This is a genomic window from Njordella calcicola (assembly GCF_056494125.1).
This window is the reverse complement of record NZ_CM151396.1, coordinates 3,951,231-3,967,035: the sequence shown is the minus strand read 5'-3', so window position 1 is coordinate 3,967,035 and position 15,805 is coordinate 3,951,231. Positions and strand designations below refer to the sequence as shown.

Annotated in this window: 11 protein-coding genes; 3 read left to right on the top strand and 8 right to left on the bottom strand. The window is 52.8% G+C overall.

Annotated features, from left to right (window positions below; all coding sequences use genetic code 11):
- Nucleotides 1-1,593: 1,593 nt before the first annotated feature.
- From tnpC to SH302x_RS15455, 6 genes are all read right to left on the bottom strand, one after another.
- Entirely contained in the window at nucleotides 1,594-3,336 is a 1,743-nt protein-coding gene (tnpC, locus tag SH302x_RS15480; protein WP_479363298.1) for an IS66 family transposase, read from the bottom strand.
- Nucleotides 3,337-3,408: 72 nt separating this feature from the next.
- Nucleotides 3,409-3,798, bottom strand: coding sequence for an IS66 family insertion sequence element accessory protein TnpB (gene tnpB / locus SH302x_RS15475; RefSeq protein WP_479363297.1), 390 nt, complete (start codon nucleotides 3,796-3,798; stop codon nucleotides 3,409-3,411).
- Nucleotides 3,799-3,824: 26 nt separating this feature from the next.
- On the bottom strand, nucleotides 3,825-4,205 hold the full coding sequence (tnpA, locus tag SH302x_RS15470; RefSeq protein WP_479363296.1) for an IS66 family insertion sequence element accessory protein TnpA: 381 nt from the start codon (nucleotides 4,203-4,205) through the stop codon (nucleotides 3,825-3,827).
- Nucleotides 4,206-5,189: 984 nt separating this feature from the next.
- Entirely contained in the window at nucleotides 5,190-6,194 is a 1,005-nt protein-coding gene (locus SH302x_RS15465; protein WP_479363295.1) for an RHS repeat domain-containing protein, read from the bottom strand.
- A gap of 598 nt (nucleotides 6,195-6,792) precedes the next feature.
- Entirely contained in the window at nucleotides 6,793-8,502 is a 1,710-nt protein-coding gene (locus tag SH302x_RS15460) for an ankyrin repeat domain-containing protein (protein ID WP_479363294.1), read from the bottom strand.
- Nucleotides 8,503-8,584: 82 nt separating this feature from the next.
- A complete protein-coding gene (locus SH302x_RS15455) occupies nucleotides 8,585-8,980 on the bottom strand; it encodes a DUF4440 domain-containing protein (RefSeq protein WP_479363293.1) in 396 nt (131 codons plus the stop codon).
- Between the two features lie 441 nt (nucleotides 8,981-9,421).
- Here SH302x_RS15455 and SH302x_RS15450 point away from each other — a divergent pair, with 441 nt between their 5' ends.
- A complete protein-coding gene (locus SH302x_RS15450) occupies nucleotides 9,422-10,366 on the top strand; it encodes a hypothetical protein (protein ID WP_479363292.1) in 945 nt (314 codons plus the stop codon).
- Between the two features lie 226 nt (nucleotides 10,367-10,592).
- On the opposite strand, the gene SH302x_RS15445 is transcribed toward SH302x_RS15450, so the two are convergent.
- Nucleotides 10,593-10,787, bottom strand: a complete 195-nt coding sequence (locus SH302x_RS15445) for a hypothetical protein (RefSeq protein WP_479363291.1) — start codon at nucleotides 10,785-10,787, stop codon at nucleotides 10,593-10,595.
- Between SH302x_RS15445 and SH302x_RS15440 the strand changes: the two genes are divergently transcribed.
- A complete protein-coding gene (locus SH302x_RS15440) occupies nucleotides 10,788-12,203 on the top strand; it encodes a transposase (RefSeq protein WP_479363290.1) in 1,416 nt (471 codons plus the stop codon).
- 104 nt (nucleotides 12,204-12,307) lie between these two features.
- Here the strand turns inward: SH302x_RS15440 and SH302x_RS15435 are convergent, their stop codons facing one another.
- The gene (locus SH302x_RS15435; protein ID WP_479363289.1) at nucleotides 12,308-14,170 is read right to left on the bottom strand and encodes a UbiD family decarboxylase; all 1,863 of its coding nucleotides are present in this window, start codon (nucleotides 14,168-14,170) and stop codon (nucleotides 12,308-12,310) included.
- Between the two features lie 105 nt (nucleotides 14,171-14,275).
- On the opposite strand from SH302x_RS15435, the gene SH302x_RS15430 reads away from it, so the two are divergent.
- Nucleotides 14,276-15,757, top strand: coding sequence for a leucyl aminopeptidase family protein (locus tag SH302x_RS15430; RefSeq protein WP_479363288.1), 1,482 nt, complete (start codon nucleotides 14,276-14,278; stop codon nucleotides 15,755-15,757).
- The last annotated feature ends 48 nt before the right edge of the window (nucleotides 15,758-15,805 follow it).

Genomic DNA, 15,805 nt, shown 5'->3' with positions numbered 1-15,805 from the left:
AAGCATCGATGCGAAGCTGGGCCTTGTGCCCAGGCTTCGTAATCGGATTGGTGCTCTAAGAGCGACCGGATTTCTTATGGCAGGAGAATCAGGGCAGTAGAATAGATTCCAAGACCATTCTCCTGCCCCCATCGGACACCGCTTTGGAGTTCTAGATAGCATGCCCAATGGAACCCTTCTCCTGTTAGAGCCAGTCGCCGAAGGCGACTGGCTCTAGCAAGGGTGGGCGGGGACGTGGACGAACTTAGCACACCAATCCTATTGCGACGCGTTGGGGCAAGCCCAACGGTCGCTCAGGGCTCGCGATCACAGAACGATGTACCTTGTGGCCTTCTGTCTTTGCAATGCTCCCGGCTTGCCCGGGAGATTGTTACGTTTCTCGCTACATTCCTACGAACAAATAACCCCTCTACCACTAATGCTCCTGGCTTGCCCAGGAGATCATTCCGTTTCATGCTAAAGGGCGCTGCGGCAAAGCAAGAAGCCGAACGATCCACCGGGCGAGCCGGTGGGATTCGGCAGGCTATGGCGGCCTCTGTCGTGTAGCGAGAAACCCAACCATCCAATGGACAAGCCGGTGGGATTTGGTTCTCGCTGTGGTGCAAGCATCGAAGCGAAGCTTGGCCTTGTGCCCAGGCTTCGTAATCGGATTGTTGCTCTAAGAGCGACCGAATTTCTTATGGCAGGAGAATCAGGGCAGTAGAATAGATTCCTTGACCATTCTCCTGCCCCCATTCTCTTGCCCAGTCTTCGCTATGGGATTGGAGCGCTAAAGCAATTCTCACTCGCGAGCATGTCCGATCGGGGCTTGCCGCGTCGGACACCGTTTTGACGTTCTAGATAGCGTACCCAATGGACCCTTCTCCAGCTAGAGCCAGTCGCCTTCGTCGACTGGCTTTAGCAGAGGGAGCCGGGGACGTGGACGAACTTAGCACACCAATCCTATTGCGACGCGTTGGGGCAAGCCCAACGGTCGCTCAGGGCTCGCGATCACAGAACGATGTGCCTTGTGGCCTACTGTCTTTGCAATGCTCCCGGCTTGCCCGGGAGATTGTTACGTTTCTCGCTACATTCCTATGAACAAACAACCCCTCTACCACTAATGCTCCTGGCTTGCCCAGGAGCTCGTTCCGTTTCTTGCTAAAGTCGTTACTACAAAGCAAGAAGCCGAACAATCCACCGGACGAGCCGGTGGGATTCGGCAGGCTATGGCGGCCTCTGTCGTGTAGCGAGAAACCCAACGATCCACTGGACAAGCCAGTGGGATTTGGATCGCGCTGCGGTGCAAGCATCGAAGCGAAGCTGGGCCTTGTGCCCAGTCGTCGCAATAGGATTGGTGCGCTAAGAGCGACCGGATTTCTTATGGCAGGAGAATCAGGGCAGTAGAATAGATTCCAAGACCATTCTCCTGCCCCCATTCTCTTGCCCAGTCTTCCAACCCCAACGGGGGGTGACACCAAAGCCTGGGGTCGCGCAGCGCACCCCAGGAAGAGCGACCTGGGCCACGAGAACCCCAACGGGGTTCAACAATCCATAAGAACAATCCAAGAACGCCGTGGAACCGTAAGCGTCCACCACAACCAGTTGTTGGGGTTAGTTGGATTGGCCCTGGGTTTGCTGTCGCTTGAGCTTGGCGGAGATGATTCTGCGGGCTCGTGTTATCTGCTTGCGGTCTGATTTATAGCGGCTTTCCTCTGCCCGGTACTCGCGAATCGCTTCGGGATGCTCCTGCTTCCATACGTCCGGCAAAAGTTTCTCGTATTGAGTCTCGCCTGCTAGTACGCGATCCAAAATGTCCTTCAAGTACTGCCAGACATCCAAGTGGTGACGTTTGGCACTGCTCACAATGCTCATCAACCTAGCCACCCGCTCGCCAGATTCCACGTTGCCAACAAACAACCAGTTCTTCCGTCCCAATGCCACCTGACGCATCAACTGCTCTACGCGATTGTTGTCGATCGGAATCTGGCCATGCGCCGTGTAGATCGTCAGAGCATCCCAGTGGTTACGGATATATCCCAACGCTCCTGCCATGTCCGACTTGGGAAACAATTGCCCTTCATCCAAACTATCAATGTACTTCTTCATCGCCTCCAACAACGGTACCGCATAACGCTGACGATGCTCCACTCGTGATTCCGCATTCATCCCCTGCTCGCGCGCGTTCACATCGTAAAGCCCCTGCAGCATATCCAACAGCTTTTGCCGATACGGATTCTCCTTGGACACCTCGTAAACCTTACGACGCGCATGCGCCCAACAAGCCGCGAACTGCAAGCGATCGCGGTTATCAAGCACCACGGCTTCATTTCCTGAGAAACAATCACCTTGAATAATACAGCGACTCTCTCGAAAGAATTCATCCGGGCCATCCCGGTGACGCGATATCCGAAAGTCAAAGATGTTATAGGGCGCTTGATCTAGACCCCGATAAGCCCACATCTTCCCTATCAAGCTATCTTCACCCTTGCCTTTCGCTTCACGCATCTTCTCGATCAACCGCTGCGTCTTCAGGTCACCGGGTTTAACCTTCGGCTCCTCCTCTGGCATCAGCATTCGACAACTGCTTTCATCCAGTCCGACTGCGGAGTCCTTCTGCACACGCCTGGCCATGAACATGAAGAACCCAAGCAACGCAAAGTCCACTTGCACCATCAGATTCTGCAATGTCGAACGACTGGGCGTCCAACCACTGCTGGCAAAGACATCCGTCTGACGATACAGCGGAAGATGCAAGTCAAGCTTCTGAGCGACCACCACCGCACCGATACTCGAATCGTATTTGTTACCCTCAACCAATCCGGTTGGTCGCTCGGCAGAAACGATTCCATGCTCTTTGCAACATGGGCAGCCATACTTGGGGTTCTCGATCACTCGCTTATAAAGCTTGGCTGGTTCATAAACCAAGGTTTCGGTCCTATCGACACCGATCATCGCCATGGGACCATGCTCTGGACAGATGCGATCTTGCTCTGGAACATCGCGAAGTTCCTTCACTTCAGGAAGGTGCGACGGGAGCGATTCATTGCGTTTCTTCTTGGCTTTGGGCGTGCTTTTGGATTGAGCGTCATCCAGAACCTTTTGTGCTTCGGCCTCCGCTTCTTGCCGAGCTTGCTCAAGTTCTTCTTGCGAATCGAAGGGGAGCCAAGGAGTCGCACCGGGCGAAATATGCTTCTCTTTTTTCTTGTGCATGTTGGCAAGCATCGCTGCCAACTTGCGGTACTCTGTCTCGAACCATTGGAGCTTGGCCTTGAGTTGCTCGTTCTCTTTCTGCAGCAATTCGATTGCCGAGAGAGGCTTGTCAGATGGATGATTATTCGAGGTCGCGTCTTGCATACTTATTGAACGCATGAAGCCCTAAAGTGGTTCCGCAATATCTTCAAAAAAGAGTAACTTGATAAAGAGATTTTACAAGCCTGATGACGAGGTAGTATTGTTGCTAACATGAGCCTGCACCGAGAATCGTTTTCGACGCTTGATGTTGGAGACATCGATGCCACTGAGCAACATGGAAAGCTGAGCGTGATCAATGACTAGGCTCTTGGACTGGCTTGAAGTAAGTGGCACCTGGATGGTACCAGCTTCTAATCTTTTCATGAAGATGGCGAGCCCATCTCGATCCCACCAGAGTATCTTGACGCGATCACGACGACGATTGATGAACATGAAATAATCACCAAGTCGAATATCGCGTTGAAAGTTGGCTTGGACGATGGCGTGCAGGCCATCGTAGGAACGTCTCATGTCGACCGCTTGCATGTAGAGGTAGACCCGAGTGGTTGAGGCGACAGCGAGCATAGACGGACTCAATAAGTTGCGGATGGCTAATTGCGAACAATGAGTTGCTGGAAACCGGCGTCTAGATGATCGCCGGAGTCATGCTGTCGAGCGGCCCATGTCAACAAAGTCTCGACAGCGCTGGAGGAATCAGAGCGGCAAAGGATCTTGATGCCACGTGTTTCGATGGTGAAGTGAAGCGTATTGTTGCTTGAATCGGATTGCGTTTGGCTTGGTGACGTTGCGCTAAGAGTTGTTGGATTAGGATTAAGGGCTGTTGGATTCGAGTGAAGCTTCTTTCTCCAATAGTTGAAGACATGGAACGAAAGGTTTTCATTTCGACAGAACTGAGCGATGCTAAGACCCGACGACTGAAAACGTAGGAGTCGTTGAGCCCAGAGTTGGGACTTGGAAAGATCACGAGTCATGCTGTAGGTTCCTGGCATAGAGGTTTCGGCAACCCCATCGGTCGCCGTTATCAAACCCTACCCTCCAAATCAAGCCCCCGCCGACTAAAAACCCACTGGTTCTGATGTACGCTTACGTGGAACCGTCGTCCAACCCCGCTGGTGTTGAAAACATGTGTGTGAATTCTTCACCCAGGGTGCGCTGCGCGACCCTGGGCTTTGATGTTTGACCGCGTTGCGGTCTTGAGGCGGTCGCTAACGAGATCCACGATTCGAATTACCGATGCAACTTGCCATTAATGGCTGAGCAATTCGAAGATCCGCCTTCGCCTGAGAAATCCGCATTTAATGAACAATTATCAACACGGATTGTGGCCATTAAACTGCGTTCTAACTCATTCTTGAGCCCTGCAAACAGCTACTGCAAATTAGATTAGTAGCTGGTAATTCTGTAGAGAAAAACATTGAGAAACCGCAAAGCTGGGGAGAAGGACCATCCACAGCTCGCAGCCGCTTTACTCACTCGTTGCTATCTCTTACTTGGTGAACTTCCGAATACGTCTAATCTCCATTAACAACAATACTGCTATTAAGAAAACTACCCTTGCGTTTGATTTCGAGCTTCAAAAAGGAATCGTTCTGTGCAGCATTTTGAATGAGCAGATCTTTAGATCTTATATACTCCTCGGGTGTGATCGTCCACCTTGCCCCGCCAAGGGAAGACATACCTCGATAGATAACACCAAGGGAGTCTAGAATCATCCCAACGGAATCCGCATCCGATGTCACTACTTCAACTGCCACTATCTGATTCAATTGGACTGACGAGAGATAAATCAATATTCCAATGCAGATGAGAACCCCAATAATAACTACCGTTCGTCGAAAAGACATTTTATCTCAGCCAAAAATAAAATCCGTGCGGAATCAGGCGTCCGAAGCCCTTCTGTAAAGCTTTTTATGCTGTGCAATAAGGAAGCAAGTTTTGTCTCTGCTCTGCAGTTATTAAAAATGTGGGTCTGGTTCACCAGGCGGCGAAGGAAAAGAACCGGGAAACGAAACGTTTGGCGGTTTTCCAGAACCATCCAACGAAATTGTAATCCGTAGGTAGACGTCGTTGGGATTGCAATCACAGGCAAAACTACCTCTCATTCGAATTCCAATATGCGCTTCACCTTTTAGCGTAACTGGTACGTTACTAAACTTTGGATGATCCGGAAACACGTAGGTAACGATCTGAGCGGGCTTACAATTCGTCGGCCTTGGTTTTGAAAACCAGTCCTTGAATACAATTGAATTCTCTGCACGAGGGAAATCTCTTGAATCGTTCCATGTATTAGCTGAACCATACCAAGGGGCTCCGAGATTGGAATACTCCCACCATTGGAGTTGACAGTCTTCTCCTTCTCCTTTTGAGTAATTAGGGTTTGCAGGCTTGTATTCAACTGTGAACACAACCTCGAATGCAACACCGAAAACATGGTTACGTGCTGGGCCTTGCGCATAAGGATGTTCCTTGAGATCAATTCGAACGCCAAGTGGACAGCAGCAGCAATCACAACCTGGGTTAAACTGTGGCGTTGCTTTTCCTTTGGTTCCAGACGAGTCCAAAAGTTGAAGGGAATGTGATCGCAAAAACATGTACAGGTTCGGTCCGTCACCGTAGCCGATGAGATCTCTCCCGGTAAACCTTCCACTATACCCGCTCATCCATCTAGCTCTGAAGTAATGCAAACCGATCGTATGATCCCACTCGCGGGCGGTGTAGGTGTAGCGGTTATCATAAGCGCTTGTAGCTATGACTGACGCAGATGCATTGAGCACCGTTGGTTGACCGTAAGCGGTATAAGCGTAACGCTCAATGACGCTGCCGCTGGAATTGGTCATAGCGTAGATCGAGTATTGTTGGTTGCGATGCTGCGCTAGTGCAACTTCTGAAGGCCAATCAATAGTCGAGGACGCTCGATTCGATCTAGGATTAAGCGGAAGTGATGAGGCTTGAGACGGCATGCGTGCCATTATAGAGAGCGACAGTTGAGCGGTGGTGCGAGATGGGCGGGATATATGGCAGAATTTTGGGATAGCGGCCTGAAGGGCCGTAGCAATTATTGCCGGTGTGCCGCAGGCCACCGGACCTTGGGGTTCAGTGAGACCGATAAGCCCGAAGGGCTGGCACAAATCAATTATCTCGGCCCTCCGGGCCTGAGGGAACAATTGCAGATGCAAACCGTGGCCGAATCGGCCACGGCAGCAATTGTGACAAGCCGTTGGCTTGATGAGACAGGTGCCGCACTGTCAATTGGCAAGTGGACGCGTAGGTGGCTCGCCCTCCCCGATCGCTCGTGGTACTCGCGGCCGACCCTCCCGCAGGAGGGTGAAGAAGAACGCGTACGCCTAACGGCTGACGGTTAAACGAAAGCGTTGCACTGTCAATTGGCAAGTGGACGTGTAGACGGCTCGCCCTCCCCGGTCGCTCGTGGAACTCGCGGCCGACCCTCCCGCAGGAGGGTGAAGAAGCTCCGGCAAGAACAAAGCGACCGTGTTACCGGCCTACGTGATTTGCCGACAGCAGTCCCAAAATGACGTTCGTGTACGAAATACGAATACCCTAGTTTTCAAACGCGAACGACCTGGTTTCATCAAAGTAATCGCGGCGAATTTGCCAGCGGCCATCCTTGTTGATCAACGTGACGACATATTGCTCGGGAATGCCAACGAAATTCGCGCCTTCGGCGACGACGGTACAAATCGCACCGTCACGATAACCTTCCCGAATAATCCACTGAGCAGGACGTGTGTTAGCATAAAAGCCGCGTTGCACTCGCTCGTAATATTCGTCTGGCCAACGATCCGTTATCCGGGCAACCAAAGCGAAATCACTTTCATTCAGAGCTTGGCTGTAAAGTTTCAAAACCTGTTCCACCGCTGCAACTTCCAAGGGCTCCAGTGCGCGCCCTTGGCTCTTCTCAACAAAATCACCAATCGCCCCTTGGGCTCGAAGTTGATCCGCAAGTGCTCGGTCACCGCGATCCAGTGCGGCCTCAAGCGGCGTCCGCTGCCAACCAGCTTGCGGTTGATTGACGTCCACACCGGCCTCCAGTAACCACTGCACAAGCTGCGTGTTCCGCTGATCAAAAGCGGCCAGCAAAGGAGAGCGGCCCATGTCATCCTGCGCGTTCAACTTTACCCCGTGTGCGACCAACAGGTCAAACATCGCTTTGGATTTTACCTGCGAAAGTAACGATCGATTTTGTTTGTCGCTTTGGTCCGGTGCAGCACCTTGTTCCAAAGCGGCCGCCATGGCAGATAGGTCATCGGCTTCGAACGCTTGCCAAAGCTGTTCGTTCAAACGCTCTGCCTTTTGCGTTTTCAGTGGCTCGCTGTTTTCGCGAAGGGTCAGTACTCCGAAGCTTCCCGCTAGTCCCAGCGTGACCAGAATAAAGGCGATCAATCGATAGAACTTCCATCGAGCAGTCATGGCATCCACGGCCGCCGATCCGTCGCCAGGAATGATCTCCAAGCCACCATGCCGCCACTCGTTCAGCAGCCCCCCCTTGGCTGAATCGTAAGTCCCGATAACGCAGACCGGCTCAGATACGGGGACGCACTGTTCGATCAAATCGCATCCCTCCAAGCCAAGCTTGTCAAACACGAATTCGCTTTCTGCGAATGCTAAGTCCTCTCGCAGTTGCCCATCGTCTTCGGACAGCAGCGATTTGGCGTGAGCCAACAGCTTGCCAACTTCCCATTTACCGACTCTCGTGAACGCGGTTTCAGCGTAGAACTTTCGCAGCGCGCCGGAATAGCTGGTAGCGGCCGATTTGATTTCTGGAAACTGGTCCGGAATCGGAAATCCAATGACTCGAATGGTCCCCGCTTTCGATTGAACGCCCCAGGGTGCCATCGCCACACCGCTCATGTAAACCGTGCGTTGCGTCTCGGTTCGACTGCCTTTGCTACCTCGGACACGCACACGTTCCGTTCGCGATAGTTCATACGAATACAGAACACAAGCAACGTTTCGAAAGGGCGTGGTCAGCGCTTCGTTCAACGGCACGGCCAATCCAACGGCAGCATAAGGAGCACCATCTTGGGGGAAGTCACCTGCCAGCGATCTGCGTATCAAAGCGACTTGTCCCCTCGCTTGCAGTGCATTACGAAAGAGGCCCCAACCGCTCGCGACCAACATGCCTCCGATGATGGCTCCGTACAATGGTCCAGGCGCGGTAAATCGACCGTCAAAGAACCAGTACAAGCCACTGCCAACGAGCAACCAAGCAATGATCAGTTCGAGGCAACCTCGTCCCAGTGCATACATATAGGCGATGCTCTTTCGTGAATACCCTTGCTACCAACCCTAAGGCGGTACTACGAACAAAGATCCCGCTGTGCTATGACACCTACCGAGTAGGACTGCGATGAAAATGCACATGCTTCCAACCGGCCTTTTGACGCTGCCACAGTCGAGTTTCTTCCATGGCGGCTGTCATGGGTTTGCCGTTGTCGCCAATCTTTTGAGTTAGCCTTACATAGGCGATCACGGCGACGTCCCCCATGACTCGAATATGAGGCGCAACGATGGTTGATTGTACTGGGGCATTATCGCCATCACCAAGCTTGAAGTAGAAGTGGTGGAAGTCGAGCCCATCGACTAAGTTGCCCATCGCTTCCGGTTCAAAACAGGTGATCGATGGGTCACATAACTCGGCGTAAGTATCCCAGTCGCCGCTGGTCGCAGCCATGAGTAAACGCTGAGTCAATTCCAGAATCTCTTCGCGATCGTCTTCAGTTGTCATCTTGATTTCTATCGTCCAATAAAACTTTTACGTATATCTAGCTTGGGATGGTTCGGAAGTTGAGTGTCGTCATTGACGCCTCGGAAACCTATTGATTTAGCTGCTCGAAGGCAACGACTGGCGCTCAACTGAGGGCAAATTCTAGCTTTACTCTCAAGGTTCCGCTACGGTACGTAGCGGCAATCGATTATTACCCAATTTGCCTGTTTTCCGTAGGCTCTCCCAAGCTCATCGAATCTCAAAAATTTCCTGTGCAACATCGCTGCACTCTGCTCAATTCATCGCATGCTGCTGGAGACTCATGCCGGTCGGCGACGATAACAAATCTGTGATGTGCGCGGCTGATTTTCAACCGATGCCAATCAAAACTCATCCTTTTGCTTCCAGTGTACTCGCCGTTCGGAGCTGCGTTTGATGCGGTTGTGGATTCGATCCATTTCAATGAGAGTCTCTTTTGCTGCCGTCCAACTTGTTTGGGCCGTCGGTTGCATGATCTCATGCGCAGGGGGGCAAGAGGTCACTGAAGCTATTGGTGCGACCCTTAATGACCCTTGGGCGATCGGACAAGCTGCTGCGATCGATAGCGAGGTTCGTCAAGCGGCCGCTTTCGAATCGCCTATTCAGTTTCGTTCGTTCGGCCGCTTTGCACAGCAAGCTGCCTCTTCGCCAGCCCATTCGAGACATCCTGCGGTCAGCGTGCCAGAGCCTTTGTTATTTGATTTGGTGCGGCCGCTGGGGGCGCGACAAGGCGAACTGGAGTTCAACACGCTCGCAATCTTTCCATGGCGAGCGCGCAATACAAATCTTGCCGACGACCCGTTCGGTTCAGGTTCAACGACTCGCGATTTGAAAGGCATCGAATGGGCTCCGGAAATCGAATACGCTATCTGGGACAACTTCGCAGTCGAGTTTGAATTCCCGTTTGAATCCTCAACACTTGAGGAGTACAAATTGGGCGTGCAATGGACAATTGGAACAGCATTTAACAATCAATACATCCATGGATTCCAAGCGCTGGTGCAGCCAACTGCAGAATGGGAGAATTGGAACTCTACGCTCCTTTATCTTGGCGGTATTCGATTCACGGAAACGTGGAGTGCTCTGTTTATGATTGGTGCTCGGATGGATCTAGAAGGGCCCGGCAACTCGAAAACTTTTGAACGACTCTTGAACTGGTCGTTGTTCGCCGACACGACCGAGTATACCAAACTGGGTATCGAAACAAACTTCGCTGCGAAGCAAGATGGCACCTCGGAATTCATCTTCGTGCCCCAGTTTCACTATGACATCGCAGAAAGGTTTCAAGTGCAGACTGGCCTCGGCTTGGGAGTGTTCAGCGAAGGGTACGAGCAATCGTTCATACTGCGCGCGATCTACGCCAAGTGAACGAGTATCACTTGATGCGAAGAACTGTAACCGTTTTACCGCAATACCGTTCAATAGGGGGGAGTCACTCGTTTGTAGTACCGCCTTTAGGCGGAATCAATTCAGTTCCGTGCTGCCGTATCCGCCTGAAGGCGGTACTACGAACTTGCGAAGATCCGCCTAAAGGCGGTACTACAAACTACGAAGATCCGCCTAAACAGAACGTCCGGCTTAGAATTTTTCGATGCTAGCAAAAAAGTGGCCTCGCCGGCATGGTGGGTTTCGCATTAATAATGCGAATGAATTGTTCCAGACCGACGGGCCACCAATGGAATTTAACCATGAATGCCGCAATTAAAAAGTCCACTTCTCCCAAACACTGCTGCAGTCCGGTTCGCAAGAACTCCAACTGCTCAATCAACGTTTCAAAGACGATGACCATGTGCAAGCTGTTCTGAGAACCATTCGCCAAGTCGACTTGGACGACTTGTACCAAGCCTATCGGGGAACTGGATCGGACGCATTTCCACCTCAGAACATGTTGGCGATTGCCCTCTACGAAATCCTCAACGGCAACACCTCGCCTGCTAAGTGGCACAAGGACGCGACAACCCGCGATCAGTGCAAACTTCTAGGGCAAGGCATCTCGCCAGCTCGCTCCACCTGGTATGCATTCCGCGATCGGGCTGCAAAGTTCATCGACAAAGTGCATCGCAGTTTAGTCCAAAGCGCCATTTGTGAATCACTCATCGAACCTGTAGAGTGTGCGATCGATGGCACCTTCACTGCTGCGCATGCATCTCGCCATCAGATCTTGAGTCTCAAACAAATCAGTCGGCGACTGAACAAGCTCAAACGTGCCATACGCTCTCTGGATCACAAAGATCAAGTTGCTTCGAATAAACCATTGTCGCCAGTCCCTGGGTGGATCGCATCGACCCCTGCGGGACGCCACGGCCAACTGGAGCGATTGCGGCGTGCCAAGGGATGCCTGCTGCGAAAAATCGAAGAAAACCGCGAAAAACACGCCCGCCATCGTCGTGACGAATCGAAGATGGTAGTGAGTCCGATGGATCTCGATGCGGTGATTGGACGAGACAAGAAGAATGTTCTTCGACCGCTGTATAACACGCAGTACGTCACCGATTGTGCCAGCGATGTGATCGTCGCCTATGACGTTTTGGCGCAAAACACGGATGCAGGCACCTTGGCTTTAATGATCGCGCTGACTCAGTGGATCGTCGGGTCAACATTCACAACACTGCATGCCGATTCTGGCTACTGCTCGATCCTTGAGCTGAAGGATTGCCAAGCTCTGGGCATCGACTTATATGCACCGGTTCAAGACGGAACGATGCTACTGGGACGCAAGGCGGCAAGTGGTCAAGCGCAGATACCTTCTCGCGAATTCGCATACGATGAGTCGACCAAGCAAATGACCTGCCCGGCTGGTCACACGATGAAACTAGTACGAGAAGCTCAGGTTCCCCGAGCTGACGGGCGCTGCGTCGGGGAGCTTCGTTATGAGCAACTTCCCGAGCGTTGTAGTGGCTGTGCGTTGGCGGCCCGCTGCCTTGGCGGTAGCGGTAAACGTCGCACCGTATCGCGTCAAACCGAGCAGGCGTTACTGGACGAACAAGCCGCGAAGATGAGTACCGACGCAGGCAAGCGCAGCCAACGCTTGCGTTCGCAAGTGATCGAACGCCGCTTCGCCGATGGCAAACGGCACCGCGGGCAAGAGTGTCAAAACGGCTGCGGCCTGGACCGTGTCAAAGCGGAAGTTGGACTGCTCGTCGTGGCTCAGAATACCTTGACCCTTTACAAACGAGAAGAACGCCGCAAAAACGAACCAATCTAAGCCGGACGTTCTGTAAAGGCGGTACTACAAACTACGAAGATCCGCCTGAAGGCGGTACTACAAACTACGAACATCCGCCTGAAGGCGGTACTACGAACTTGCGCCTACAAATACGCCGCGAGCGGTCCGCCTCGAGCGGCCAGTGCGTCTACACGAGCGGTAACTTCAGGAGCTTCAATCAATGGGGGGGCGTGATGCGGCTTGATTCTCGCATCAATCACAAGCGGGCCTTCGCACGACCAGTGCTTGTCGATCTGTGCAAAACAAACTCCGTATACATCTTTGGCTGGATTGGATCTAGTAAATGTGACCCACAGAAAATTCTTCCAACTACGGGCTGTAAATGCAGCGTCGTCTACCACCACAATCCAAGGTATCTCGTTCCAGGCGGCTTGCACTTGCGGCCCACCCCCGCGATACAGATCACTGAACTGTTCCACAAAGCCGGAGATGCCAGCAGACGCCTGGGCTTCCTTCGTCAAACCGACTGCTAGGATTCCTTTGCCGCAGAACGCTATCTGCTGCACGCAGCTCGGGAGCTTCAAAATGGATGACAGACTACCCGCTAACTCGCGCCGCGGAGTGCCATTGGCTGCGATGATTAGCTTTGAACCCTCGTTAAAACCTTCGCCACTGTAGTCGAGTGTATCGATCGTTGTTCGGGTCAAGAAGTGAAGGTCGCCAGTCCAATCGACGCGGGCCAGCAGATGTTGGAAGAACGCTTCACTGTCATGCACATCGATGTTCGGTTCATCAAACTTGTTCACAATCAACAGATACTTTGCCAGCGACAGTTGGCCTTGTCCCAAGATCGCGCAGGCTTGCGTGAGCAATTCTGCGGGTCGATTGGGTTTTCGATAAGGTAAGTATCTTTCGCTGCCGACCGCCAGCAATAATGGGTGAACGCCCGCGGCATCGACGGCATTCACGCCATGCACTCCCGGTAGCACAGTTGGCAAGATCGGCCCAGTCAGTTCGTGGATAAGCTCGCCGAAGGTTGTATCTTCCTGCGGTGGTCGGCCCACGACCGTGAATGGCCAGATTGCTCCTGACCGATGATAGACCCTTTGGACCTCCACGACGGGGAAATCATGTTGTTTTGCGTAGTAGCCGAGGTGATCGCCGAAGGGCCCTTCGGGCAATGTGCGTTGTGGGTTGATCTTACCCACGATCGCAAAATCTGCATCCGCATAGATCGGTGCAACGCCTTGTTCTGTTATCATCGGGATGCGATGCCCCGCCAGCGCGCCGGCAAACGTCAGTTCGCTCATCCCTTCCGGCAATGGCATGACAGCGCTGACGGTCATGGCTGGCGAGCCACCGACGGTGATCGTTACCGGTAGGTCGCAACCGGCTGCAATGGCCGCTTGATGGTGCACGCCGATTCCCCGATGGATCTGATAGTGCAATCCGATTTCGCGATCGGATTGATAGGCGTTTCCGGCCATCTGGATGCGGTACATCCCCAAATTGATATCGCGAAAACCGGTTGCACCAATCGACTGTGAGAGCACTTGGGGCAGCGTCACAAACGGGCCGCCATCGTCAGGCCAAGACTTTAGTTGCGGTAGCTGAGAAAGTTGGATGGTATGAGCTCGCACCGCGCCGCCGCGTCGCACTTGCCGTGGGTTCATGCGCAGTCCGACCAGCGGAGCCGACCGATAGCGCCATGGGTTCTTCCAAAACGCGGTGGGGTCAATCTTCAATTCGATCGCTCGGCGGACTTGGTCGATGGTATGTCGAAAGATAAACCGAGCTTGCGCCAGAGACCCGAACAAGTTCGCTACCATGGGAAACGACGTCCCGATCGGCTTGGCGAAAAGCACGGCTGGACCGCCGGACGCGTAGACACGACGCTGGATTTCGGCCATTTCTAGATTTGGTGAAATCGGTTCTTCGACAACAATACAACGTCCGTGGCGAATGAGATCGTCGACGACAGCGCGGGTGCTTCGAAAGCCGCTCATGGGTTCCAACTTTGATGGGGTTACAAATCGTTCTGACCAGCGTATCTTATCATGCAGAACAATTTTGAAATGCTCGTGAACAATTTGCTTAAACGGTTCTTGCACATGAAATTAGATACTCAACTGACCCGCTCTGGCGATAACCCGTTTAACGCGGAATTGGACGTTTTAATCGTTGGAGTTCAAGACGAAATCCTTGAAGGATCGGCGATTGATCAATTCGATCGGCTGATTGGCGGCAAGTTTCGCAAGGCGCTCGAGCAAGGGTTGGTCTCTAAAGATGGACTGAAGACCTCAGTCTGGTTCAATCCGGAGCAAATCGCGGCTCGCTGCGTCGTTACCATCGGTATAGGCAAAGAAGTCGAACCTCGAACGCTCTACCGTGCGGCTGCCGCAGCGATCAAGCAAGTTAGCGCCAAGCAGTATGACAAAGTGGGCCTTGCCGGCTTCCCGCTTCGCAGCGACCAGCAGCCGAATGTCGATGCGGTTATCGTCGGCAGCTTGACCGGCGCGATCGGGCAAGATCTTTACCGCGACAAAAAGAATCTGAATCCACCAAAGCAGATCATCGTCTTCGCAGCAGAGGAGCTAAATACGCTTCCCGGCGAAGCGATCGCGACTGGGATTGCCATGACAAGAAACTTAGTCAATCAGGCTCCAAACCACATGTATCCTGCGTCGTTTGTCGATCAAACTTTAGAGCAATTATCGGGCACGAATCTGCAAAGCGAAGTTTGGGACGAACACCGCTTGAAGGCAGAACGTTGCGAAACGATGTTGGCCGTTGGTCGAGCGTCCGACAAACCGCCGCGACTGCTGTTTCTAAAGTATCCGGGGACGGAAGCGGGCAAACATTTGCCACCTGTTGCGCTGGTCGGAAAAGGCGTTACCTTTGATTCCGGGGGGCTGTCGATCAAACCCAGCGAATCGATGTTGACGATGAAGTGCGATATGGCCGGGGGGGCGACCGTTGTAGGGATTATGTTTGCCATAGCAAAACTCCAGATCGCTCGACCTGTCATCGCGCTGGTGGGTTTGGTGGAGAATGTGATTTCTGGTAACGCTTATAAATTGGGCGATGTGTTGCGTAGCCGCGCGGGCAAGACGATCGAGATTCATAACACGGATGCGGAAGGGCGGTTGGTCCTAGCCGACGTGTTAGACGTGGCGCTCGAGAAGCAGCCCAGCCACATCATCGATTTTGCCACATTGACGGGCGCGTGTGTCGTTGCACTGGGAAATGATGTTGGCGGCTTGATGGTCAACAATCAGGATTTCGCGTCGGAGATTGAAGCATCCGCACAGCGTGTTGGCGAGTATATATGGCAGTTGCCGATGTTCTCGTTGTTTGATGATCAAGTGCAAGGGAAGGTGGCTGATTTAAAGAATGTTGGCGATGGCCGTTGGGGCGGAGCGATCACGGCGGCAAAGTTTTTAGAGCAGTTTGTGGATGATACTCCGTGGGCTCATATTGATCTGGCTGGGCCAGCGTTCGCAGATAAGCCTAAGGCATGGTGCGACGCGGGCGGGACGGGATACATCGTGCATTCGATTACGGATTGGTTGTCACGCAAAGAGCTTTCGTAGAGTAGCAGGCACACTCCGTGGGCCGTAAAGTAGAAGGCACACTCCGTG

Bases quoted from the DNA above. Each gene is read 5' to 3' on its own strand.
- tnpC (WP_479363298.1), bottom strand. From the start codon at position 3,336: ATGCAAGACGCGACCTCGAATAATCATCCATCTGACAAGCCTCTCTCG.
- tnpB (WP_479363297.1), bottom strand. From the start codon at position 3,798: ATGCTCGCTGTCGCCTCAACCACTCGGGTCTACCTCTACATGCAAGCG.
- tnpA (WP_479363296.1), bottom strand. From the start codon at position 4,205: ATGACTCGTGATCTTTCCAAGTCCCAACTCTGGGCTCAACGACTCCTA.
- SH302x_RS15465 (WP_479363295.1), bottom strand. From the start codon at position 6,194: ATGCCGTCTCAAGCCTCATCACTTCCGCTTAATCCTAGATCGAATCGA.
- SH302x_RS15460 (WP_479363294.1), bottom strand. From the start codon at position 8,502: ATGTATGCACTGGGACGAGGTTGCCTCGAACTGATCATTGCTTGGTTG.
- SH302x_RS15455 (WP_479363293.1), bottom strand. From the start codon at position 8,980: ATGACAACTGAAGACGATCGCGAAGAGATTCTGGAATTGACTCAGCGT.
- SH302x_RS15450 (WP_479363292.1), top strand. From the start codon at position 9,422: ATGAGAGTCTCTTTTGCTGCCGTCCAACTTGTTTGGGCCGTCGGTTGC.
- SH302x_RS15445 (WP_479363291.1), bottom strand. From the start codon at position 10,787: ATGGTCATCGTCTTTGAAACGTTGATTGAGCAGTTGGAGTTCTTGCGA.
- SH302x_RS15435 (WP_479363289.1), bottom strand. From the start codon at position 14,170: ATGAGCGGCTTTCGAAGCACCCGCGCTGTCGTCGACGATCTCATTCGC.
- SH302x_RS15430 (WP_479363288.1), top strand. From the start codon at position 14,276: ATGAAATTAGATACTCAACTGACCCGCTCTGGCGATAACCCGTTTAAC.